The 20,887-nt window shown below is 70.7% G+C and carries 23 protein-coding genes; 12 read left to right on the top strand and 11 right to left on the bottom strand.

Features of this window, described 5'->3' with window-relative positions; translation table 11 throughout:
- Positions 1-35: 35 nt before the first annotated feature.
- From JI742_RS13350 to JI742_RS13330, 5 genes are read left to right on the top strand one after another with little or no spacing between them, the layout of a single operon-like run.
- The gene (locus JI742_RS13350; RefSeq protein WP_201827692.1) at positions 36-458 is read left to right on the top strand and encodes an ExbD/TolR family protein; all 423 of its coding nucleotides are present in this window, start codon (positions 36-38) and stop codon (positions 456-458) included.
- Positions 459-476: 18 nt separating this feature from the next.
- A complete protein-coding gene (locus JI742_RS13345; protein WP_201827689.1) occupies positions 477-908 on the top strand; it encodes an ExbD/TolR family protein in 432 nt (143 codons plus the stop codon).
- 8 nt (positions 909-916) lie between these two features.
- Complete coding sequence (locus JI742_RS13340) at positions 917-2,140, top strand: tetratricopeptide repeat protein (RefSeq protein ID WP_201827685.1); 1,224 nt, start codon at positions 917-919, stop codon at positions 2,138-2,140.
- A gap of 47 nt (positions 2,141-2,187) precedes the next feature.
- Complete coding sequence (locus tag JI742_RS13335; RefSeq protein ID WP_236677032.1) at positions 2,188-3,225, top strand: LacI family DNA-binding transcriptional regulator; 1,038 nt, start codon at positions 2,188-2,190, stop codon at positions 3,223-3,225.
- Positions 3,226-3,235: 10 nt separating this feature from the next.
- A complete protein-coding gene (locus JI742_RS13330) occupies positions 3,236-4,213 on the top strand; it encodes a PfkB family carbohydrate kinase (RefSeq protein ID WP_201827683.1) in 978 nt (325 codons plus the stop codon).
- A 34-nt stretch (positions 4,214-4,247) separates the two neighbouring features.
- Here the strand turns inward: JI742_RS13330 and JI742_RS13325 are convergent, their stop codons facing one another.
- From JI742_RS13325 to JI742_RS13305, 5 genes are read right to left on the bottom strand one after another with little or no spacing between them, the layout of a single operon-like run.
- Positions 4,248-4,571 (bottom strand): hypothetical protein, encoded by a 324-nt coding sequence (locus JI742_RS13325; protein ID WP_201827681.1) that lies wholly within the window; start codon positions 4,569-4,571, stop codon positions 4,248-4,250.
- Positions 4,568-5,119: a DUF3299 domain-containing protein gene (locus tag JI742_RS13320; protein ID WP_201827679.1), complete on the bottom strand. Its 552-nt coding sequence runs from the start codon at positions 5,117-5,119 to the stop codon at positions 4,568-4,570. Before JI742_RS13320 ends, JI742_RS13325 begins: the two co-directional genes overlap by 4 nt.
- Complete coding sequence (locus JI742_RS13315) at positions 5,116-6,393, bottom strand: ABC transporter permease (RefSeq protein ID WP_201827676.1); 1,278 nt, start codon at positions 6,391-6,393, stop codon at positions 5,116-5,118. The genes JI742_RS13320 and JI742_RS13315 overlap by 4 nt, the downstream gene beginning before the upstream one ends.
- Positions 6,390-7,109 carry an ATP-binding cassette domain-containing protein gene (locus JI742_RS13310; protein ID WP_201827673.1) on the bottom strand — a complete coding sequence of 240 codons (720 nt, stop codon included), beginning with the start codon at positions 7,107-7,109 and terminating at the stop codon, positions 6,390-6,392. The genes JI742_RS13315 and JI742_RS13310 overlap by 4 nt, the downstream gene beginning before the upstream one ends.
- Complete coding sequence (locus JI742_RS13305; RefSeq protein ID WP_201827670.1) at positions 7,106-7,624, bottom strand: ZrgA family zinc uptake protein; 519 nt, start codon at positions 7,622-7,624, stop codon at positions 7,106-7,108. Before JI742_RS13305 ends, JI742_RS13310 begins: the two co-directional genes overlap by 4 nt.
- A 201-nt stretch (positions 7,625-7,825) precedes the next feature.
- On the opposite strand from JI742_RS13305, the gene JI742_RS13300 reads away from it, so the two are divergent.
- Positions 7,826-8,440: an SOUL family heme-binding protein gene (locus JI742_RS13300; protein ID WP_201827667.1), complete on the top strand. Its 615-nt coding sequence runs from the start codon at positions 7,826-7,828 to the stop codon at positions 8,438-8,440.
- A gap of 173 nt (positions 8,441-8,613) precedes the next feature.
- Positions 8,614-9,555 (top strand): sodium-dependent bicarbonate transport family permease, encoded by a 942-nt coding sequence (locus JI742_RS13295; protein ID WP_201827665.1) that lies wholly within the window; start codon positions 8,614-8,616, stop codon positions 9,553-9,555.
- Between the two features lie 218 nt (positions 9,556-9,773).
- Here the strand turns inward: JI742_RS13295 and JI742_RS13290 are convergent, their stop codons facing one another.
- Positions 9,774-10,004: a DUF2798 domain-containing protein gene (locus JI742_RS13290; RefSeq protein ID WP_201827662.1), complete on the bottom strand. Its 231-nt coding sequence runs from the start codon at positions 10,002-10,004 to the stop codon at positions 9,774-9,776.
- 285 nt (positions 10,005-10,289) lie between these two features.
- On the opposite strand from JI742_RS13290, the gene JI742_RS13285 reads away from it, so the two are divergent.
- From JI742_RS13285 to JI742_RS13270, 4 genes are all read left to right on the top strand, one after another.
- Positions 10,290-10,565 carry a hypothetical protein gene (locus JI742_RS13285; RefSeq protein WP_201827659.1) on the top strand — a complete coding sequence of 92 codons (276 nt, stop codon included), beginning with the start codon at positions 10,290-10,292 and terminating at the stop codon, positions 10,563-10,565.
- A 449-nt stretch (positions 10,566-11,014) separates the two neighbouring features.
- Entirely contained in the window at positions 11,015-11,857 is an 843-nt protein-coding gene (locus tag JI742_RS13280; protein WP_236677031.1) for a nucleotide pyrophosphohydrolase, read from the top strand.
- On the top strand, positions 11,854-12,561 hold the full coding sequence (locus JI742_RS13275; protein WP_201827656.1) for a thymidylate synthase family protein: 708 nt from the start codon (positions 11,854-11,856) through the stop codon (positions 12,559-12,561). The genes JI742_RS13280 and JI742_RS13275 overlap by 4 nt, the downstream gene beginning before the upstream one ends.
- 3 nt (positions 12,562-12,564) lie before the next feature.
- Positions 12,565-13,671 carry a uracil-DNA glycosylase family protein gene (locus JI742_RS13270; protein WP_201827653.1) on the top strand — a complete coding sequence of 369 codons (1,107 nt, stop codon included), beginning with the start codon at positions 12,565-12,567 and terminating at the stop codon, positions 13,669-13,671.
- A 237-nt stretch (positions 13,672-13,908) separates the two neighbouring features.
- On the opposite strand, the gene glmS is transcribed toward JI742_RS13270, so the two are convergent.
- Positions 13,909-15,792, bottom strand: a complete 1,884-nt coding sequence (gene glmS, locus JI742_RS13265) for a glutamine--fructose-6-phosphate transaminase (isomerizing) (RefSeq protein WP_201827650.1) — start codon at positions 15,790-15,792, stop codon at positions 13,909-13,911.
- A gap of 172 nt (positions 15,793-15,964) precedes the next feature.
- Between glmS and JI742_RS13260 the strand changes: the two genes are divergently transcribed.
- Positions 15,965-16,492, top strand: coding sequence for an Lrp/AsnC family transcriptional regulator (locus JI742_RS13260; protein WP_201827647.1), 528 nt, complete (start codon positions 15,965-15,967; stop codon positions 16,490-16,492).
- A gap of 27 nt (positions 16,493-16,519) precedes the next feature.
- Here JI742_RS13260 and glmU read toward each other — a convergent pair whose 3' ends face one another.
- From glmU to JI742_RS13240, 4 genes are all read right to left on the bottom strand, one after another.
- Entirely contained in the window at positions 16,520-17,920 is a 1,401-nt protein-coding gene (gene glmU / locus JI742_RS13255; RefSeq protein WP_201827645.1) for a bifunctional UDP-N-acetylglucosamine diphosphorylase/glucosamine-1-phosphate N-acetyltransferase GlmU, read from the bottom strand.
- A gap of 128 nt (positions 17,921-18,048) precedes the next feature.
- A complete protein-coding gene (locus tag JI742_RS13250; protein ID WP_236677030.1) occupies positions 18,049-18,744 on the bottom strand; it encodes a DUF4136 domain-containing protein in 696 nt (231 codons plus the stop codon).
- A gap of 135 nt (positions 18,745-18,879) precedes the next feature.
- A complete protein-coding gene (locus tag JI742_RS13245) occupies positions 18,880-19,815 on the bottom strand; it encodes a 5'-nucleotidase (RefSeq protein ID WP_201827643.1) in 936 nt (311 codons plus the stop codon).
- A 25-nt stretch (positions 19,816-19,840) separates the two neighbouring features.
- A complete protein-coding gene (locus tag JI742_RS13240) occupies positions 19,841-20,848 on the bottom strand; it encodes an AAA family ATPase (RefSeq protein WP_201827640.1) in 1,008 nt (335 codons plus the stop codon).
- Between the last annotated feature and the right edge of the window lie 39 nt (positions 20,849-20,887).

Genomic DNA, 20,887 nt, shown 5'->3' with positions numbered 1-20,887 from the left:
ACGCGCATCCTCCCACTGCACTGAAGAGGCCAGCCATGGGCATGAACGTCGGCACGGATTCCGGCGAGGACGAGGTCCTCAGCGCCATCAACACGACCCCGCTGGTCGACGTGATGCTGGTGCTGCTGATCATCTTCCTCATCACCATCCCGGTGGTCACCACCTCGATCAAGGTCGACCTGCCCAAGGAGACCAATGTCGTGCGGGAGACCAAGCCGGAGAACGTGATCATCTCGGTCAACGGCGCGGGGGGCATCTTCCTCTACGACACGCCGATCAAGAACAGCCGCGACCTGCTCGACCGCATGAAGGTCTTCGCGGCCAAGAAGCCGCAGCCCGAGGTGCAGATCCGCGGCGACGCGAAGAGCAACTTCGAATCCGTCGGCCGGGTGATGTACGCGGTGCAGCGCGCCGGCATCGTCAAGGTCGGCTTCATCACCGAACCCACCGGCCCCTGAGCGCCGAAGGAGAACCCCATGGGCATGAACCTTGGATCCGGCCCCAGCGCCGAGCCGGAGGTGATGATGGACATCAACACCACGCCGCTGATCGACGTGATGCTGGTGCTGTTGATCATGCTGATCATCACCATCCCCATCCAGTTGCACAGCGTGGACCTGAACCTGCCCGCGCCGTCGAAGGCAACCAAGAAGCTCGACCCGGTCATCGTCAGCCTGGAGGTCGATGCCGACCGCCAGGTGCGCTGGAACGGCGAGGTGCTGGCCGGCGGCCGCCCCGAGCTGGAGGCCCGCCTGCAAGCCGCAAGCCTCCAGCAGCCGCAGCCCGAGCTGCACATCCGCTCGCATGCCAAGGCGCCTTACGAGGTCGTCGTCGGCGTGATGACCAGCGCCCAGCGCGCCGGGCTGAAGAAGCTCGGCATCGTCGGCTCCGAGCAGTTCGCCAACTGAGGCCGCGCATGCGATTCCTCCTGTCCTCTCTTGCGGCGCGCCGGCCGGCCGCCGGGCGCAAGCGCGTGCTGCCGCTGCTGGGCCTGCTCGTGCTCGGCCTGCCGGCCTGGGGCGCCGAGCCCAGCTACCGCCGCGAGGTGCTGCAAGCCGCCCAGGCCGCGCAGGAACAGCTCGGCGCCAAGCGCCCGGCCGAGGCGCTGCAGCAACTGGCCGCGGTGCGCGCCCGCGAGGACCTGAATCCCGACGAGCGCCTGCTCACCGAGCGCCTGGCCGGCGTGGCCGCCCTGCAGGCCCAGCAGCCGCGCGAGGCCTTGAGCGCGCTGGAGCGGGTGATCGCCATGCCCCAGCTTCCGTCCGCCGACCGCCCGGCCATCCTGGATGCGCTCAGCAGCGCCAGCGCCCGCGCGCAGGACGCCCCGCGCACCGAGCGCTGGGCCCGCGCCTGCCTGGACGCCGGCTGCCCGACCGAGCGCCTGCGCCCGCTGCTGCTGCAAGCCCTGGCCGTGCAGGGCAAGCATGCCGAGCTGCTGCAAGCCTTCCGCGCCGAGCTGGCCGACCCGGCCCGCCTGCGCGCCCTGGCCGAGCCCGAGCTGCGCATGATCGGCGCCAGCCAGGCCGCGCTGAAGGACCACGCCGGCTACATCCAGACCCTGCAAGCCCTGCTGGCCCGCGCGCCCAGCCGTGACTACTGGGCTGACCTGCTGCTGCGCCTGCCCGGCCAGCCCGGCTTCAACCCGCGGCTAGAGCTGGATGTCTACCGCCTGATGCTCGACACCGACACGCTCGAAGCGCTGCCCGAATATGCCGACATGGCCCGCCTGGCCCTGAAGGCCGGCCTGCCGGCCGAGGCCGTGAGCGTGCTGGAGCGCGCCCGCGCCAAGGGCCTGGCCCTGGACGCGCCGGCCGCGGCCCTGCTCAAGCAGGCCAGCCAGCGCAGCCGAGAGGACGAGCAGGCCCTGCCCGAGCTGCAGAAGGCCGCCCGCGATGCCGACGGCTGGGCCCAGCTCGCGCTGCTGCACTTTGCGGCTGGCCGCTGGAACGAGGCCCAGGCCGCCTGGACCCGCGCCTTCGCCGCCGGCACGCCGCGCCATGCCGAGGAGGCCCGGCTGCACCAGGGCATCGCCCTGCTGCGCAGCGGCCAGGCGACGGCCGCGCGTGAGTTGCTCGGCAAGGTCGGCGGCGATCCGGCCGCGCTCGCCCGGCTCTGGCTGCTGCGGCTGCCGGCCTCCTGAACCCGGCGAGGGGCATGATGTAATGAAACGACACCTCCCCGTCCCGCATGGCCCGACCCGATCCCGAGAAGCGCCGCGTCCAGATGATGGACATCGCCCGGCTGGCCGGCGTGTCCGCCGCCACCGTGTCGCGCGCCCTGAATGGCAGCCCGCTGATCAATGCCGAAACCCGGCAGCGCATCGTCGAGCTGGCCAACTCGCTCAACTACTCGATCAACGCCAGCGCCAAGCGCCTGCGCCAGGGCTACAACAAGACGATCGGGGTGGTGATTCCCTACCAGCGCAAGACGCGCCAGCACATCTCCGACCCCTTCTTCCTCGGCATGCTCGGCACCCTGGCCGATGCACTGACGGACCGCGGCCACGACATGCTGCTCTCGCGCGTCGACACCGAGCGGCTGGAGGACCTGGCCGAGATCTACAGCACCGGCCGCGCCAGCGCCGTGGCCGTCATCGGCCAGTGGGGCCAGCACGATCCGCTGAATGCGCTGGCCGTGCGCGGCGTGCCCTTCGTCGTCTGGGGCGCGCACCTGCCCAACCAGCTTTACTGCACGGTGGGCACCGACAACGCCCGCGGCGGACGCATCGCGACCGAGCACCTGCTGGCCCTCGGCCGCCGGCGCCTGGCCTTCATGGGTGACATCCACATGCCCGAAGCCGCCCAGCGCTACGAAGGCCATTGCGACGCCCTGCGCGATGCCGGCCTGGAGCCCGACCCCGCCCTGCTCATCCCCACCTCCTTCAAGGGCGACGATGCGCAGCTTGCGATGCGCAAGTTCCTCGCCCGCCGCAAGCGCATCGACGGCCTCTTCGCCGCCAGCGACCTGATCGCCCTGAATGCCATGGGCGTGCTGATGGCCCAGGGCCAGCGCGTGCCGCAGGACGTTAGCGTCGTCGGCTACGACGACATCGAAGCCGCCTCCTATGGCCACCTGCCGCTGACCACCGTGCGCCAGCCGCTGGACCTGGCCGGCCGCGAGATGGTCGATTGCCTGCTGCAGGCCGCCCAGGGCCAGCGGCCCGCCTCGCGCGTGCTGGAGACGACCTTGCAGGCCCGCGCCTCGACCGCCCCGCTCGACCCCTGAAGCCCCCGCCGTGTCCGACCTGCTTCCGGCCGTCGCCTTCGCCGGCGAGGCCCTGATCGACCTCATCCGCCGCGAGGACGGGGCCTATGCCCCCTGCCTCGGCGGCTCGGTCTACAACCAGGCCCGCGCCCTGGCCCGCCAGGGCCTGCGCAGCCACTATCTCAACCCGCTGTCGGCCGATGCCTTCGGCCGCGCCCTGGCCGACCAGCTTGCCGCCGACGGCGTGCAGGCCGCCGACCCGCAGCCGCGCCTGGCGCCGAGCGCCCTGGCTGTGGTCGACCCGGGCACCGGCGGCGGCCCGCCGCGCTATGCCTTCTACCGCGAGGGCGTGGCCGACCGCGACACCCGTGCCGAGGCACTGATCGCCGCCTGCGCCCGCCTGCCCGGCCTGGCCCTGGTCGCCTGCGGCGGCCTGGCCCTGGACCCGCGCGATGCCGGCCTCTACTTGCCCTGGCTGGACGCGCAGCGCGCCGCCGGCCGGCAGGTGGCGCTGGACGTGAACATGCGCCCCCAGGTCATGCCCGACCTGCCCGCCTACCGCGCCCAGGCCCTGGCCGCGCTGGCCCGAGCCGACCTGGCCAAGGTCAGCGACGAGGACTTGCAACACCTCGGCCTGCCCGGCGACACGCCGCTGGCCCAGGCCGCCCGGCTCTTCGAGCAGGCCCCGGCGCTGCGCCTGCTGGCCCTCACCCTCGGCCCCGAGGGCGCCTGCCTGCTCGACCGCGGGGGCCTGATCGCCCGCTGGCGCGAGCCGCGCGCCCTGCAGGTGGCCGACACCGTGGGTGCGGGCGACTGCTTCTTCGCCGGCCTGATCGCCCAGGCCCTGCGCCTGGGCCTGATCGGCCCGGCCGGCCTGCGCCTGCCGCAGGCCGAGGAGGGCCTGGCCCTGCTGCGCCATGCGGTGGCCGCAGCCAGCCTCTGCGTGCAGCAGCGCGGCTGCGTGCCGCCGAGCTGGGCCGCCACCTGCGCCTGGCGCGACGGCGCCTGAGGCGCGCGCCGCGCGGCGGCGCGGCGGCGGCGGCTCAATCCGCCCGCGGATCGCCGAAACGCGCGGCGAAGGCGTCCAGGAAGCGCGGCGAGGCGCTCAGGCTCAGCGCCAGGTGCTGCCAGCCGCCGGGCTCCTCGTGCTGGCTCAGGGCCTGGTCCCAGTCGGCACCGTCTTCCACCGGGCCGGGGCCTTCGGGAAAGGCCTCGGCCGCCCAGGCCAGCACGCCGGCCGCTTCGGCGGCGATGGCGGCGGCCTCGGCCGGGTCGCGGCTTGCGGCTTCGGCCTCCAGGCCCAGCACGCCGTCGCTGCCCTCGCTCAGGCTGAAGACCAGCCAGTGCAGCGCCGGCCCCCGGCTCAACGCGAGCCCTCGCGGTAGGGCTCCACCCGCGGCGCATCCAGGCCGTAGCCGCTGGCGCCCAGGGCCGAATCCTGGCGGCGCAGCTTGAGCGTGCCGCTGACCCAGACGGCGTCCATGCTGCGCAGGGCCTGCGGCTTGGCCAGCACCACATGCAGAATCTGGTTGGCCGGCGGCGGCGGGCTGTGGATGCAGGCGCCGAAATAGGGCACCAGCAGGAATTCGCGCACCTGGCGGCCGCTCACCTCCAGCGGCACCACATAGCCGGGCAGGCGGATCGGCACGCCGTCCAGCTCGCTGCGGGTGGGGGCGTTGTCCCAGGCGCTGCGCAGCTCGCGCATCAGCTCCAGCTCGCGCGCATCACCTTCGCGGATCAGGCCCAGGTCGCGGCCCTCGAAGAGCTTGCCCGGGTCCCAGTCTTTGGGGACCAGGGCTTCCCAGGCCGTCACCTTCTCGGCCGCTGCAGCCGGCGGCGAGGCCGCCAGGCCGAGGGTGGCGGCCAGCAGCAGGGCGGCCAGCGCGCGGAGCGCGGGCGGGGACAACAGCTTCATGCAGACGCTCCAGGGGACAGGCCATCGGCCAGGGCGAGGCGGTAGGCGCGCCAGCCGGGCAGCAGGCTGGCCAGGGTGCCGGCCAGCAGCACGGCGGCCAGCCAGCCCAGCTCGGCCGCCGCGGGGGCACGCAGCGGCAGGCTCAGGCCCAGCCGGCTTTCAAGCAGCGGCCCGAAGGCCCACAGGCCGAGCTGTGCGGCCAGCAGGCCGAGCAGCGCGCCGGCCGCGGTCACCAGCGCGCCTTCCAGCAGCAGCAGGGCCAGCACCTGTGGCGGGCCGGCGCCCACCGAGCGCAGCACGGCCAGTTCCTGCCGGCGCGCCTCCAGGCCGGTGGCCACCACCGCCACCAGGCCGGCCAGGCTGACCGCGGCGACCAGCGCGCCCATCGCCACCAGCGCGCGCTCGATCCCGGCCACCGCCGTCCACAGCTCGTCCAGCGCCACGCCGGGCAGCACGGCCAGCAGCGGCTCGTCGCGGAAGTCGGCGATGCGGCGCTGCATGCCGAACACGGCGCTGCGCGATTTCAGGCCGACCAGGGCCGCCGTCACCGCGCGGGGTTGCAAATCCTCCGCCGCCAGTGCGCGGGCCGGCGCGGACGGCCGGCCCGGCAGGCGGTAGCCGAGCAGGCCGCCGGCATGCATCGCCTCCAGCGTCTCCAGGCTGACATGTACCGCGCGGTCCACCGGCGTGCCGGTGCGGGCCAGCATGCCGACCACGCGCACCGGCTGGTCGGCATGGTCCTCGCCTTCGATCTCGCCTGCGCCGTGGCGCAGCACCAGGGCCTGGCCCAGGCTGGCCTGCAAGCGCTCGGCCACCTCGGCGCCCAGCACCGCCTCGTGCAGGCCGGCGAAGGCCCGGCCGCTGGCCAGCTCCAGCGCGCGCTGCTCGCCATGGCGCACATGGCGGAAGTAGTCCGGCGTGGTGCCGACCACCGGGAAGCCGCGGTGGCTGTCGCCCAGCGAGATCGGCACCACCCAGGCCACCGCCGGGTCGGCGGCCAGGGCCTGCACGCTGCGCCAGCGGATGTTGTTTGTCGGGCTGCCGAGGTGGAAGACGCTGTAGAGCAGCAACTGCACGCTTCCCGTGCGCGCGCCGACGATCAGGTCGGTGCCCGAGATCGACTGCGTGAAGCCCTCGCGCAGCGCGACCCGGCCGCGCTCGACCGAGAGCAGCAGGAAGGTGGCCAGCGCGATCGAGGCCAGCACCAGTCCCAGGCCGAAGCGCCGGTGCCAGGCGCTGGCACGCGCCAGGCGCAGCAGGCCGCCGCCGCTCACAGGCGGGCCTCCGGCAAGGCGGCGGCCTGCAAGTCCAGCACGCGCGGGAAGTGCGGCGCCAGGCGCGGATCGTGGCTGACGAAGAGCAGCGCCGCCTGCGCGGCCTCGCAGACGCCGATCAGCAGGTCCATGAACAGGTCGCGGCGGCGCTCGTCCAGGGCCGAGGTGGGCTCGTCGGCGATCACCAGCTCGGGCCGGCCGATCAGCGCCCGCGCCGCCGCCACCCGCTGCTGCTGGCCCACCGACAGGCGGGCGGCGGGGCGGGTCCACAGCGCCGGGTCCAGGTCCAGCCGGCGCAGCAGGGCCTCGGCCTCGGCGCGCGGCGCCTCGCGGCCCGGGCCGCAGCGCGCCGCCCGGCGGGCCGAGAAGCGGCAGGGCAGCAGCACGTTGTCGATCACGCTCAGGTAGGGCAGCAGGTTCAGGCGCTGGAAGATGTAGCCGATGTGGTCGGCGCGGCGCCGGTCGCGCGCGCCCGCGGACAGGCCGGCCCAGTCCTGCCCCAGCAGCTTCACGCAGCCCGGCGCGGCCGGCAGCACGCCGGCGGCCAGCGAGAGCAGGGTGGTCTTGCCGCTGCCGCTGTCGCCGCGCAGCAGCAGGCGCTCGCCGGGCGCCAGCCGCAGCGCGGGCAGGTCGATCAGGTTCTGGTCGGCACCGGGCCAGCGGTGGCGCAGGCCCTGCACCGCCAGCACCGGGCCGGGTGGCTGCGTGTCGATCATTGCGGCCAGCTCAGCGTGTCGGCCGGGCGCTTGAGCTTGTGCTGGGCCTGACCGCGCGGGCCGGCCATGGCCACCTCGATGCGGGCGATGCGCCGGAAGTCGGCGAACAGCCGGTGCTTCAGGCCGCGCAGGGCCTGCGGCTGCGCGCACTGGTAGCGGTAGTCGGCGGCCAGCTCGGCATGGTCGGCCTCGGCCGCGCCGCCCTCCAGCACCGGCGCCTGCACCGTGGCTGCCGCCAGCGTGCAGCCGGCCGCGGTGCTGGGCTCGAACAGCGCGCCCGGCGCACGCAGGCGGCGCAGCATATCGGCCGCGGCCTGGCGCTCGGCCGCCGTGCGCGGCGCGCGCTCGAAGCCGATCAGGTCGTGCAGCGGCGCACGCAGGCCCAGGCTGAGCTCGGCGCCGTCGATCGCCACCTCCAGCGTCACCACCCCGTGCTGGTGGGCGCCGGGGGCGGCCTGGGCGGCGGGCAGGGTAAGGCCCAGCAGCAGGGCCAGGGCCGGAACATGAAGGGGCATGCGTTGCTCGGGTCGTGAGGGGGCAAGATGCGATCGCCCCCGGGGCCGCGGGGTTCAATCCGGCGTGCCGGCGTGCCAGCGTCCGCGCGGGCTGGCCCCGGGGCTGGCGCCGCGTCCGGCGATTCTGCGTGCAGCGCCCGGGCCCCGGCCGGCCAAGCCCCCGGTCGGCACAAGCCCACCGGCAAGGCCTAAGCTGGGCTCATGCGCCTGCCCCTCCTCCCCCTGCTGTTCGCCCTGCTGCTTGCCCCCGCCATGGTCCGTGCCATCGAAGAGCCACCCTACGAGCTGCTGCGCACGCTGGAGGAAGGCGTCGAGCTGCGTCGCTACCCCGGCTATGTGGTGGCTGAAGTCGTGCTGCCCGGCCCGCCGCTGACGGCCGGCAACCAGGCCTTCCCCATCCTCGCCGGCTACATCTTCGGCAAGAATCAGGGCGAGCGGCGCTACGAGATGACCGCGCCCGTCACCCTGCGCGCCGAGCCCAGCACCCTGCCCATGACCGCCCCCGTCACCACCGAGGCCGTGCCCGGCGGCAGCCGCGTGCAGTTCGTGCTGCCGCGCGGCGTGCGCCTGGCCGATGCGCCCCTGCCGCTGGATCCGCGCGTGCAACTGCGCGAAGAGCCGGCCACCGTGCGCGCCGTCATCCGCTACTCGGGCTTCTGGTCCGCCGCCAACGACGGCGAGCACACCGACAAGCTGCGCGCCGCCTTGGCCCGCGCCGGCCTGCAAGCCCAGGGCGAGCCCGTGCTGGCCCGCTACAACGGCCCGCTCACGCCCTGGTTCCTGCGGCGCAACGAGGTGTGGCTGAAGATCGAGTGAGGCCCTAGTCCCGCGCCTGAGGTCGAGGAAAGCCGTTCGGTCTTGTCTTGGTGCCCCAGGCTTGAGCCCTGAGAATCCTGGCCGCGTGGCCGGCCGGCCTGCCTTACCGGGCGGCTTGGGCAGCCCGCCCGGCCGGCGGCCTCCTCCGGGGCCGCACCTCTCGGGACAACGCCTTGACCCTCGACATCATCATCCTCTTCTTCGGCCTGGGTGCTTTTGCAGGCCTGGTGCGCGCCGACCTCACCCTGCCGCCCGGCCTTTACGAAACCCTCAGCCTGTACTTGCTCCTCGCCCTGGGACTCAAGGGCGGCATGGAGTTGTCACGCTTCCCGCTGGGCGAGGTCATGCTGCAGGCTGTGCCCGTGGTGAGCGTGGGCCTGCTGCTGCCGCTGATTTGCTATCCCATCCTGCGCCGCCTCGGCCGCCTGCCCGCTGCGGACGCCGCGAGCATTGCCGCGCACTACGGCTCGGTCAGCGTGGCGACCTTCGCCGTGGGCATTGCCCACCTCGACAGCCTGGGCGTTGCCTACGAAGCCTACCTGCCGGTCTTCGTCGTCCTGCTTGAAATGCCGGCCATCGGCGTCGGCATCTGGCTGGCGCGGCGGGCGGGCGTTGGTTCACGCAGCCAGGCCAGCCTGGCGCACGAGATCTTCCTCAACAAGGGCATCCTGCTCATGGGGGGCGGCCTTGCCATCGGCGCACTGGCCGGACCGCAGGGTGTCGAGCCCATTGCCCCGGTCTTCGTGGATCTCTTCAAGGGCGTGCTGGCCCTTTTTCTCGTCGAGATGGGCTTCCTCGCCGCGTCCCGGCTCAAGGACTTGCGTGAGGTCGGCGTCTTCCTGCTCGCCTTCGGCACCTTGATGCCGCCGCTGGGTGCGGTGCTGGGCGCGGTGGCCGGCAAGCTGGCCGGACTCTCGCCCGGTGGCGTGATGATCATCGCCACCCTCGGCGCCAGCGCGTCCTACATCGCCGTGCCAGCCGCCATGCGCATCGCCATTCCCGAGGCCCGGCACCATCTGTCGATCACTCTCTCGCTGGCGATCACCTTCCCCTTCAATGTCCTGGTCGGCATCCCGCTCTACGCGCGATTGCTCACGGGGGGCGCCGCCGGCTAGGCGGCTCAGCGACCCCCTGGAAGGGGTCTGCCGGCTTGGTGATCGGCAGCGTCATGGCTCGGGTTTCGCGTTTGTGCCTGTGCTGGTGATGCGGCGCCCGCATGCTGAATCCGCGAGCGCACACCGTTGGCGAGTGAGGGCAATCGGCATGCCCTGAGGGCGGTGCGCGCCACGCGCACCAAGCCCAAGCCGCACCCGGCATGCCCTGCCGCAGCAGCTCAATCGCCCTTCCTGATCAGCAGCCCCACCAGCTTGCGCGTCAGCGGGGCCACCACCAGCACCGTCGGAAACGCCACCATCCAGGCCGTCAGCCAGGCGCCCAGCCAAAGGCTGACATAGCTCTCGCCGAAGCCCGCCGCCCGCCAAGTGGCGATGCCCGACACCAGCAGCGACATCAGCCCCGACAGGATCAGGCCGAAGAGCAGAGGGGCGAAGCGTTGGGGAAACATGGGTTCTCCGGGGGGATGGGGATGGGGCCGGTTGGCGGCGCCCGGGCTGCAAGGCCGGGAGGCAAAGCGGCTTGGGGCGACAGGCCGGCACCCTAGACGATGTACCTGACGGGCGCGTGCAGGCTGTTGCGTCGCGGCCCCTACGACTTTCGCGCCAGCATGTCGAGGCCCGAGGTGGGCTCCGACCGCGACAAGCTGCTGCGCCTGGTCGTCAGCGCCGGGGCCCCCTGCTAAGGCTCGCAGATCCAGACGCTGTCCCCGCTGGACAGCGACTTCATCGCCCATGTGGCCGGGCTGGTGGAGGCCCAGCGACCCGACCTCGTGTCGGTGGACCGGGCCGCCTTGCAGGACGCCTTTGCCGCCTTCGGGCACTGCCCCCAGCTCCTCATGGCGGCGATGGGCGCCGTGCTCCGCCCCTTGTCGGGCCACAGCGGGCGCTTCGAGCCTGCGCTGCAACAAGCTGCGCAGGGCCAGCAGGCGCAGGACGAAGCGCAGATGGCGTCCGACCGCCTGGGCCTGAAGCCCACCGAGCAAGTGCTGCTGTGGCGCATGCTCCACTAGGGCCCGCACTTTCGCCCCCATGACGCCGAGGCCCTGCGCTTCTACTGCGACAAGCTGGGGCGCCCGGTCAGCGTGCAGCAGGCGCAGAAGGCCTTGGAATCGCTTCGCCAGCGCACACCGGCCTGGGTGTGGTGATCAGCCCGCGGCGAGTGCGCGGTGGAAGACGTCGCTATGCATCGCTGGTACCAGGGGAGGCTTGAGCTTGGGGGGTGTGGCCGCCGAGCGCGGTGCCGGGTGAATCGCCGCTGGGTGATGCTGATCAATAGGCTGCACAGCAAAAAGAGACCGATTCGTCGTCCGGATATTGCAAGGATGGCGTTCTTCTCCAAGAATGCATTGGCCTTACAGTAGCTCGCTGTCAAGGTGCCAAGGGAGAAGCAATGTCGTCTAATCAAGATAGAACGCCTGCGAAGACCAATCGCGTTCGAACTTTCGGCGAGTACCAGAAGATGGTCGAGCAAACTGATGAGAGGAAGAAGGCCATCGTTTCGCTCTTGGGCTTGGCGGGCGAGCTGGGAGACCTGAACGCAACATTCAAGAAGCTGGTGCTCTTGCGCGACAGCAGAACCTTTCGCGCGGACCTTCGCGAGCACATCGGAGACATCCTGTGGTACCTGACGAGCTTGGCGGTCTTGCACAAGATACCGCTCCAAGAGATTGCTCGTGAGAGTGCCCGCAAAGCCGAGCGTCTCTACTCGAAGGGCGAGGTAAACCGCTTCGATGACGGTTTCGAACCGGAGGAACGCCTGCCACGGCAGTTCAGCGTGACGTTCTCCGAAAAGCGCGGGGAGAAGCAGCTCTTAGTCCGCATCATGGTCAGCGGAGTTATTGTCGGCGACACGCTGACCGACAACGCTCATAAAGATGACGGGTATCGGTTTCATGACGTCTTTCACCTGGCCTACGCTGCCGTGCTCGGTTGGTCACCTGTTACCCGGGCAATGCTGCGGCGCAAGAGGAAGAGCAACCCACGCATCGATGAAGTGGAGGATGGAGGAAGAGCCTCGGTGGTCGAGGAGGCCATATCCGTGCTGGTCTTCAACGAAGCTGCACAGCGAGGCTGGTACAGCGACGAGAGCTCTGTCGACATAGGTCTTCTCAAAACCATCATCCGACTTACAGCCGGTCTTGAGGTCAGTCGCTGCACTGCCAAACAGTGGAAGGCTGCCATCCTTCAAGGATACGCGGCGTTTCGTGCCTTGAGGGAGCATCGAGGTGGAAGGGTTGATGTGGACCTGGACCAGCAAGCCCTCACGTATGTCGCGCCTACAGCTGCTGGAGGCAAGGCATGAGTGCGGTGAACGTCGCGGGCCGAACTGCTCTGGATGCTTGGCGCAACGGCGTTGCGATGGTTCTGGACAGGAGAGAAGTCTTCAACCTCTTCACAACCATCGACGAGCCGACAATCCTTGATGCTGGCTGGCTGGCGCAGTGCTCGCCGAGGAAGCGAGGATTCCCCGGCGACGATGTACGTGAGGTCATCAAGACAATCTTTCCCTTCGAGTTGGCACAGGCGCTGCCAGACCGAGCCGCGTTGTACCAGGCTTATCTCGAAAGACATGACCGGGCTATGAGATTCAAGCGGAACCGGAGCGCTTGGGGTACCTACTTCGAGCGGCTAGTTCGGTTTCCGGACCATCCCGCGACAAATCAGCTCGAAGTCGTCATCGAGAAGCTGAACAAGTGGGAGAAGAGAAGCAGCACCGGGCTCGTGTTTCATCTTTCGACACCAGCGCGCGACACACCTCGTACGCGCGGGGGACCATGTTGGCACTTTGGTGAGCTCGTCTGGCACCCCGGCGACCTTCTTGACTTGGTAGTTGTGTATCGGAACCACGACTTCTACAACAAGGCTTTGGGCAATTTTCTGGGGCTTGGTCAGCTTCTTCGGTTCATCTGTGCAGCGTCGGGCAAGACACCAGGCAAGCTGGTCTGCCACTCCGTTCACGCCTACAACGGCGGGTCAGTCGAGGCCCTTCGCGCCATTTCCCATTGACCCATGACAACAAGCGATAGAGAGCGTCAATTCGCCCAGCTGGTTCAGCGCGTCAAGGCATGCAACTTGTGCCCGAGGATGGCAAACAGTGCGCGAGTGCTGGGTGCCGGCAGTGGCTCCCTTGCAGCCAAGGTTATGTTCATTGGGGAAGCACCGGGGAGGCTAGGCGCGGACGCATCGGAGTTGCCGTTCCATGGTGACAAGTCTGGGCATAACTTCGAGTCCTTGCTCGAGCAGGTTGGGCTCAGCCGCTACGACGCATTCGTTACCAACGCGGTCTTGTGCAATCCGAAAGATGCGGCCGGCAACAACGCGACGCCGTCGCCGGCGGAAGTCTCGAACTGCAGCGCGTTTCTGAAGGAGCAACTCGAGCTCGTCGACGCACCGGTGGTTGTAACCCTGGGGGCTGTGTCCCTACGAGCGACCTCACTGATAAGCCCGCACAACTTCTCATTGAAAGAATGTGTGCGCTCAGCGCGGCCTTGGGCTGGGCGGCAGCTTATCCCCGCCTATCACCCTGGGCAGCGCGCCATGGTGCATAGAAGCTTCGCCAATCAACTGTCCGACTATCAGTTCATTGCCGAGACGGTGCGCCGCATCGGGGCGCCGAGTAGGCGTCGGCCAACACCTAAGCCGGGGCGTTCCTCAGCGAAAGTCGGCGCTGCTGCTGGGCTGTTGCTTGAAGAGTCCGGCGAGCTCAGCTACTTCGCGCTCCACAAGCTGCTGTTTCTGGCAGAGGTGCGGCATCTTGAGGCAACTTCGGAGCGACTGACCGAGGGCTACTTTGTGCGTCAGAAGGACGGACCCTATTGCGTTGAGCTTCACGCAAATCGCCTCCCTGCCCTGGTTGACGGCTGCCGGACTCGGGTGGTCGGCAATCAACTAATGGTTTCGCTAGGACAGCAGGAGCTTCTCGCCAACGGTCGCGCACAGGTCTTGTCTCAGTCCGCCGAGCGCACCGTGCGGGAGATTGCACGGAAGTACGCTCGGCTAACTGCAAGCAAGCTGAAGACTGCGACGTATCTGACGGCGCCGATGCGAGCACTGCTGAGGAAGGAGAAGTCGCTTCGGACGAACTTGTTCAACAGCGCCGTCTTGCCACCGCCATGAGGTCTTCGCCGGCTGTTCGACTTTCGCAACTGCGCCGAGTCCCCCTGCTGACCCGCATGGCCCTCGAGGGACATCCGGGCGCGCGCCGCCGCGTAGGCCGCACCACCCAACGCAGTCAGCGACTCTGTTCCCCACCCCAGGGTAGCCAGTAAACGAGTCTGTTTGGCGGTAAGCGGCACTGTTTCCAGTCAGGGCCTTTGTTTCCCGCGCACACTATTTCTCGTTCGTCAAATTCCCTCACTCCACCGTCACACTCTTCGCCAAATTCCTCGGCTTATCCACATCCGTCCCCCGCGCGCAGGCGGTGTGATATGCCAGCAGTTGCAGGGGCATGGTGTGGAGGATGGGGCTGAGCGGGCCGTAATGTTCGGGCAGGCGGATGATGTGGACGCCGGCGCTGGGGCTGATCTGGGTGTCGGCATCGGCGCAGACGAAGAGTTCGCCGCCGCGGGCGCGCACTTCCTGCAGATTGCTCTTGAGCTTTTCGAGCAGCGCGTCGTTCGGGGCGACGGCCACCACGGGCATGGCGGCGGTCACCAGGGCCAGGGGGCCGTGCTTGAGTTCGCCGGCGGGGTAGGCCTCGGCGTGGATGTAGCTGATTTCCTTGAGCTTGAGCGCGCCTTCCAGGGCGACGGGGTAATGCAGGCCGCGGCCCAGGAAGAGGGCGTGTTCCTTGGCGGCGAACTGCTCGGCCCAGGCGATGAGCTGGGGCTCCAGGGCCAGCACGGCTTGCAGGGCGGCGGGCAGGTGGCGCAGGGCGCGCAGGTGGGCGGCTTCGGCCGGGGCGTCCAGGCGGCCGCGCAGCTTGGCCAGGGTCAGGGTCAGCAGGAAGAGGCCGGCCAGTTGGGTGGTGAAGGCCTTGGTCGAGGCGACGCCGATTTCCACGCCCGCGCGGGTCAGGTAGGCCAGTTCGCATTCGCGCACCATGGCGCTGGTGGCCACGTTGCACACGGTCAGGCTGTGCGGCATGCCCAAGCTGCGCGCGTGCTTGAGGGCGGCCAGGGTGTCGGCGGTTTCGCCGCTCTGGCTGATGGTGACGACGAGGGTGCGCGGGTCGGGCACGCTGTCGCGGTAGCGGTATTCGCTGGCCACTTCGACGCTTGTCGGTATACCGGCCAGGGCTTCCAGCCAGTAGCGGGCGGTGCAGCCGGCGTAGTAGCTGGTGCCGCAGGCCAGGATGAGCACGCGGTCGATCTGGCGCAGCGTGGCTTCGGCGCCGGGGCCGAAGAGGCTGGGCGCGAAGCCCTCCACGCCTTCCAGGGTGTCGGCCAGGGCGCGCGGCTGCTCGAAGATTTCCTTCTGCATGTAGTGCCGGTAGGGGCCCAAGTCGGCCGCGCCGCTGTGCGCATGCACGGTGCGCACGGGGCGGTCGACGGCCTGTGGCCGGTCGGCGGGGTTGCGGCGGGCCAGCACCCAGTGCTTGCCGGCTTGCAGGTCCACCAGGTCGCCTTCTTCCAGGTAGACGATCTGGTCGGTCACGCCGGCCAGGGCCATGGCGTCGGAGGCGAGGTAGCGCTCGCCGGCCTGCGCGGGCCGGTCGGCCGGCCCCAGGCCCAGCACCAGCGGCGAGCCCTGGCGGGCGCCGACGAGGCGCTGCGGCTCGTCGCGGCAGATCACGGCCAGCGCATACGCGCCTTCAAGCTGGGTGGTGGCCTGGGCGACGGCATCGAACAGGTCGCCCTGGTAGAGCGAATCGACGAGGTGGACGATGACCTCGGTGTCGGTCTGGCTGGTGAAGACATAGCCGCGGGCGCTGAGGCGTTCGCGCAGGGCCTCGTGGTTCTCGATGATGCCGTTGTGGACCAGGGCGATGCGCGGCGCGCGGCCGCTGGCCTCGCCGCCGGGGCCGTGGCTGAAGTGCGGGTGGGCGTTGTGCACGGCGGGCGCGCCGTGGGTGGCCCAGCGGGTGTGGGCGATGCCGGTGCCGGCGGCCAGGCCTTCGTCGGCGACTTGCTGGTCCAGCTCGGCCACCCGGGCGGTGCTGCGGCTGCGCTGCAGGCCGCCCTCGCGGTGCACGGCCACGCCGCAGGAGTCGTAGCCCCGGTATTCCAGCCGCCGCAGGCCCTCGACCAGCAGGGGAACGATGTTGCGCGAGCCGAGCGCGCCGACGATGCCACACATGAAAGCCTCTCCCGCACCCCGGACCGTCCGGAGCCGAAGGAGGATGCTAGGTCAGGCGGGGTGGAATAGGCTTTCCTTCGCGGATGCTTGATGATCGATTCATCCGGCTCAGAAATGAAACGAACGAATCGACCAAAGGCAAAGCGCTTAGGAAATAATCAACCATATTCCCATGGACGAAGCCCCCCCGCCGCTGGATGCGGCCGACCTGCGCCTGCTGGCCTTGCTGCAAGCCGATGCCGACCGCTCCAACCAGGCCCTGGCCGAGGCGGCCGGCCTTTCGCCGGCCACCGCGCACCGGCGGGTGCGGCGGCTGAAGGCGCAGGGGCTGATCGAAGGCATCGTCGCCCAGCTTGCGCCGGCCGCGATGGCCGCTGCCGGCCTGCCGCTGCTGCAAGCCCTGGTGGAGGTGACGCTGGACGTGCAGGCCGCCGAGCGCCTGCAAGCCTTCGAGGACGGCGCCCTGGCCGAACCCGCCGTGCAGCAATGCTGGCGCGTCTCGCCCGGCCCGGATTTCGTACTGGTGCTGGCGGTGCCGGACATGCCGGCCTATGCCGCGCTGGCCGATCGCCTGTTCAGCGCCGACCTGAATGTGCGCAGCGTGCGCGCCTTCTTCGCGGTGAAGCGGGCGCGCTTCGGCAGCGTGCTGCCGCTGCCGGCCGCCCCGGGCGACGCGCCGGCCGCCGTCCCGCGCGGCTGAGGCGCGGGACGGGCGCGGGGATGTCCCTCAGCCCTTGGGCGCCTTGATTGGCCGCTGCCAGCCCGGCAGGCTGAGCTGCTTGGGCCGGGCCACGGTGAGCTGGCCGGCCGGCGCATCCTTGCCGATCGTGCTGCCGGCACCGACGGTGGCGCCCGGGCCCACGTGGACGGGCGCCACCAGCACGCAGTTGCTGCCGATGTGGGCGTCGTCGCCGATCACGGTGCGGTGCTTGTTCGCGCCGTCATAGTTGGCGGTGATGCTGCCGGCGCCGAAGTTCACCCGCGCGCCCACGCTGGCGTCGCCCAGGTAGGCCAGGTGGTTGGCCTTGGCGCCGTCGGCCAGGGTGCTGTTCTTCACCTCGACGAAGTTGCCGATGTGCACCTCGGCGCCCAGCACGGCGCCGGGGCGCAGGCGGGCATAGGGGCCGACCAGTGCGCCGGGGCCGACCTGCACGCCCAGGGTGTCGCCGTCGATGTGGGTGTAGGGATGGATCACGGCGCCGTCGCCGATCACGGCGTTGCGGATGACGCAGTGCGCGCCGATGCGCACCTCGGCGCCGAGCTGCACCGTGCCTTCGAAGAGGCAGCCGATGTCCACCTCGCAATCCGGCCCGTGCGCCAGCGTGCCGCGCAGGTCGAAGCGGGCCGGGTCGGCCAGGCGCAGGCCGGCGTCCATCAAGGCCTCGGCCTGGCGGCGCTGCACGGCGCGTTCCAGTTCGGCGAGCTGGCTGGGGCTGTTCACGCCCAGCACCTCCACCGGGTCGGCGCAGCGGCTGGCCACCACGGGGCAGCCTTCTGCGACCGCCATGGCGACGATGTCGGTGAGGTAGTACTCGCCCTGGGCGTTGTCATTGCGCAGCGCAGCCAGCCAGCGGCGCAGCGCGGCGGTGGGGGCGGCCATCACGCCGGTGTAGACCTCGCCGATCGCGCGCTGCGCGGGGCTTGCGTCCTTGTGCTCGACGATGGCCTGCACGGGCGCGTACGGCCCCTCGCCGGCGCGGACGATGCGGCCGTAGCCGCTCGGATCCTCGGGCTGCATGGTCAGCAGGGCCAGGCGCTCGCCACCGCAGGCCTGCACCAGGGCGCGGGCGGTGGCCGCGCCGATCAGCGGCACGTCGCCATTCAGGATCAGGGTGGTGCCGGCCTCGCCCAGCACGGGCAGGGCCTGCTGCACGGCATGGCCGGTGCCAAGCTGCGGTTCCTGACGCACGAAGGCCAGCGGCAGGCCGGGGAAGTCGGCGCGCATCGCGGCTTCGACCGCTTCGGCGCCATGGCCGGTCACGACGATCAGGCGCCGGGCCTCCAGCCCCGCGGCGGTGGCCAGCACATGGCCGAGCAGCGGCCGGCCGGCCAGGCGGTGCAGCACCTTGGGCCGGGCCGAGCGCATGCGCGTGCCCTTGCCGGCGGCCATGATGACGAGGTCGAGCATGCGGCGGGAATCCTGGGTTCGGCGTCGGGGAGACGCCGTCCGTCCGGGCTGGACGGACCTCTCGCCGCGATTATCCCGGGGCCGCCCGGCCGCCCTGCGGGGCGATGGCGGGCCCGTGAGGCACCGCTTCAGTTCGGCGGAAGCTGGAGCGTGATGGTGCGCGGGGTGGCGGCCGGCTGCGGAAAGTCCTTCAGCGCGGCCTCGAACATCAGCGGCACGACCCGCTCGCTGTTGCCACCGATCAGGCGGGCGCGGGTCTCGAAGATCACCTTCTGGCTGGCCCGGTCGCGGATCAGCAGGGCCGTCTCGCGCTGGGTCTGCGCCAGCTCCGGCCCGAAGCCGTAACCGATGCCCACGCCCACGCCGCGGTGGTAGCGCCGGCCGTAGCTTCCGCCCAGGTAGACGCCCGGGCGATACCAGCCCGGGTGGCCGTAGCCGCCGTAGAAGGGCCCGCCCCAGCCGGGGTAGAAGGGATCGTGCGTGAGCACTTGCTGGCTGCGCGAGGCCAGTTGCACCAGCAGCTCGGCCTGCTCGGCCGGCACTTCCTTGAAGCCGGCCAGGCTCAGGGCCGGGCGGGCGGCATCTTCCAGCGCCTGCTGGGCCGGCAGGTCGGTCTGCTGCGAGGGCAGGCGCTCGATGGCGTAGCTGCCGGGCACCCGGCCGGCCGGCCATTCGCCGTGGCTGGACACCTCGACCTGCACTTGGTTGAGCGCGGCGCAGCCGCTGAGCGCCGTGAAGAGCAGCACCAGCAGGCTGCCGGTCAGCAGGCCCAGCCGGCGGGATCGCGCGCCTGAGGGATCGGGTGAGAGGGGAGGGCGGGACATGGTGGACTCCTCGGTCGGGCGGGCGCGCCCGGCACATGGCGCAAACATCGGAATGATGGGTGGACCGCAGCCGAGCCGCCAAGTTTCCCGCGCCCGGCTTGGGCCCGCTGCCCCCAGGGTCGGGCGGGTGCCGGATCAGCCCCCGGCGATGCCGGCCGCCACATGGCCGGCCGGCACATGCGGCGCGGCGTTCTCGACATGGCGGGGCTGGTCGTCGAAGAAGAAGTCGGGCTCGAACTCGGCCAGGAAGGCGCCCTTTTCAAGACCGCCGAGGAAGAGCGCCTCGTCGACCTCGATCTGCCAGTCCATCAGGGTGCGGATGGCCCGCTCATGGGCCGGCGCGCTGCGTGCGGTGACCAGGGCGGTGCGCAGGCGCATGGCGGGCCGGCCGTCGCGCTGCGCCGCCGCGCCGGCCGATTGCAGGCGCTGCAGGGCTTGCAGCAGGGGCTTGAAGGGGCCGGCGGCCAGCGGCGTGGCGGCGCGGTCGCGCTCATGCGTCTGGAAGGCCTGCAGGCCGCCGCGCTGGAAGACCTGCTCGGCCTCGTCGGAGAACAGCACGGCGTCGCCGTCGAAGGCGATCCGCACCTCGTCCGGATGCGCGCCCGAGGCCCGTGCCGCATGCGGCAGCACGCGGGCGGCGGGCACGCCGGCTTCCAGTGCGCTGCGCACATCGGCCTCGTGCGCGCTCAGGAAGAGCTGGGCCTTCAGCGGCTTGAGGTAGCGCCAGGGCGAGGCGCCGCGGGTGAACACGCCGCGCTCGATCGGCAGGCCGTAGTGCTTGGCCGAGCGGAACACGCGCAGGCCCGAGACCGGGTCGTTGCGCGAGAGGATGACCACCTCCACCACCGGCCGGTCGGCGAACTCCTGCCCCGCGGGCGGGTTGAAGGCCAGCAGCTTGCGCACCAGCGAGAAGGCCACGCCGGGCGGCGCCGGCTGCTCGACGCGGTCGAGCTGCACGCGCATGTAGGCGCGGTCGTCGCTCGATTCGAAGAGCCGGTTCTCCTCCTCGAAGTCGAAGAGGGCGCGCGAGGAGATGGCGACGACCAGGCGATCGTCCAGGGTCACGGGCATGGGACCATGCTACGCCCCGCCCGGCTCACTGCATGAAACCGATGGGCTTGCGCTTGCCGCCGCCGGCCTCGGGCAGGTCGGCCGGCTGAATGTGGTCGCGGCCGGCCAGCTTGGCGTTGCCGAAGCCGGTCATCCAGGCGCGCCGCATCTCGCGCGGGGCCAGGGCAGCCAGCAGGGCCAGCACCGCCTCCGAGGGCGCGGGCACGAAGCGCTCACCCCAGTGGTGCTCGCCGCGGATGGCCTGGTAGAGCCGCAAGGCGATGCGCCGGGCCGCCTCCGGCTCGGGCATCGCCACCTCGTAGACGTTCATCCGGTTCAGGATGGGCTCGGGAATGCCGCGCGCATCATTGGCCGTGGCCACCCAGATGACCTGGCTGGCGTCGATCGCCACCTCGGCGAACTCGTCGGTGAAGGCCTGGGCCGTGTCGTGTTCAAGCAGGCTGTAGAGCGCGCCGAGCGGGTCGTAGGCATGTTCGCCGCCGGCCTTGTCGATCTCGTCGACGACCATCACCGGGTTCGCATACTCGCCGTCGACCAGGGTTTCGAAGACCTTGCCCGGCCGCGCGCCCTTCCACTGGCTGGACGCGCCGCCCAGCAGCCAGCCGGCGGTGAGCGAGGACATGCTCAGGAAGCCATAGCCGGTGGCCAGCAGCTTGGCCACCTCGCGCGCGAAGTGCGTCTTGCCGACCCCGGGCGGACCCAGCAGCAGCATGGGGGTGATTTCCAGCGCATCGCGGCTGTCGTGGCACAGGGCAAGCTGGCGCCGCAGGTCGTCGAGCACGGCGTGGAAGTTGGGCAGCTCCTCGTAGAGCGGGTCCATCACCGGCAGGCCGCCGGGCTTGACCTGGAAGCGCTCGGGGCCCTTCTCCAGCATGCGTTCGTAGGTGGCGCGCAGGCCCTCGTGCTCCTTGGGCGGCAGCTTGTCGAGACGTTTCTCGACATCGCCCAGGCGGTAGACCGTTCGCATCTGCGCGATCGGGATGCCGCGGTGCGGCGCCGGGACAGTGACCAGATCGGTGGACGGTGCGGACATCGGAATCCTCCAAACGCGCCTAGCCTAGAACGCAAGCCC

Origin of the sequence: Piscinibacter lacus (assembly GCF_016735685.1) — a bacterium.
Classification (GTDB): Bacteria; Pseudomonadota; Gammaproteobacteria; order Burkholderiales; family Burkholderiaceae_C; genus Aquariibacter; species Aquariibacter lacus.
Note: the sequence above shows the minus strand (reverse complement) of the source record. Positions and strands in the feature narration are given on the sequence as shown.

Bases quoted from the DNA above. Each gene is read 5' to 3' on its own strand.
- JI742_RS13240 (WP_201827640.1), bottom strand. From the start codon at position 20,848: ATGTCCGCACCGTCCACCGATCTGGTCACTGTCCCGGCGCCGCACCGC.
- JI742_RS13345 (WP_201827689.1), top strand. From the start codon at position 477: ATGGGCATGAACCTTGGATCCGGCCCCAGCGCCGAGCCGGAGGTGATG.
- JI742_RS13270 (WP_201827653.1), top strand. From the start codon at position 12,565: ATGACAACAAGCGATAGAGAGCGTCAATTCGCCCAGCTGGTTCAGCGC.
- JI742_RS13340 (WP_201827685.1), top strand. From the start codon at position 917: ATGCGATTCCTCCTGTCCTCTCTTGCGGCGCGCCGGCCGGCCGCCGGG.
- JI742_RS13300 (WP_201827667.1), top strand. From the start codon at position 7,826: ATGCGCCTGCCCCTCCTCCCCCTGCTGTTCGCCCTGCTGCTTGCCCCC.
- JI742_RS13350 (WP_201827692.1), top strand. From the start codon at position 36: ATGGGCATGAACGTCGGCACGGATTCCGGCGAGGACGAGGTCCTCAGC.
- JI742_RS13275 (WP_201827656.1), top strand. From the start codon at position 11,854: ATGAGTGCGGTGAACGTCGCGGGCCGAACTGCTCTGGATGCTTGGCGC.
- glmS (WP_201827650.1), bottom strand. From the start codon at position 15,792: ATGTGTGGCATCGTCGGCGCGCTCGGCTCGCGCAACATCGTTCCCCTG.
- JI742_RS13250 (WP_236677030.1), bottom strand. From the start codon at position 18,744: ATGTCCCGCCCTCCCCTCTCACCCGATCCCTCAGGCGCGCGATCCCGC.
- JI742_RS13260 (WP_201827647.1), top strand. From the start codon at position 15,965: ATGGACGAAGCCCCCCCGCCGCTGGATGCGGCCGACCTGCGCCTGCTG.
- JI742_RS13335 (WP_236677032.1), top strand. From the start codon at position 2,188: ATGGCCCGACCCGATCCCGAGAAGCGCCGCGTCCAGATGATGGACATC.
- JI742_RS13320 (WP_201827679.1), bottom strand. From the start codon at position 5,119: ATGAAGCTGTTGTCCCCGCCCGCGCTCCGCGCGCTGGCCGCCCTGCTG.
- JI742_RS13290 (WP_201827662.1), bottom strand. From the start codon at position 10,004: ATGTTTCCCCAACGCTTCGCCCCTCTGCTCTTCGGCCTGATCCTGTCG.
- JI742_RS13305 (WP_201827670.1), bottom strand. From the start codon at position 7,624: ATGCCCCTTCATGTTCCGGCCCTGGCCCTGCTGCTGGGCCTTACCCTG.
- JI742_RS13245 (WP_201827643.1), bottom strand. From the start codon at position 19,815: ATGCCCGTGACCCTGGACGATCGCCTGGTCGTCGCCATCTCCTCGCGC.
- JI742_RS13280 (WP_236677031.1), top strand. From the start codon at position 11,015: ATGGTCGAGCAAACTGATGAGAGGAAGAAGGCCATCGTTTCGCTCTTG.
- glmU (WP_201827645.1), bottom strand. From the start codon at position 17,920: ATGCTCGACCTCGTCATCATGGCCGCCGGCAAGGGCACGCGCATGCGC.
- JI742_RS13310 (WP_201827673.1), bottom strand. From the start codon at position 7,109: ATGATCGACACGCAGCCACCCGGCCCGGTGCTGGCGGTGCAGGGCCTG.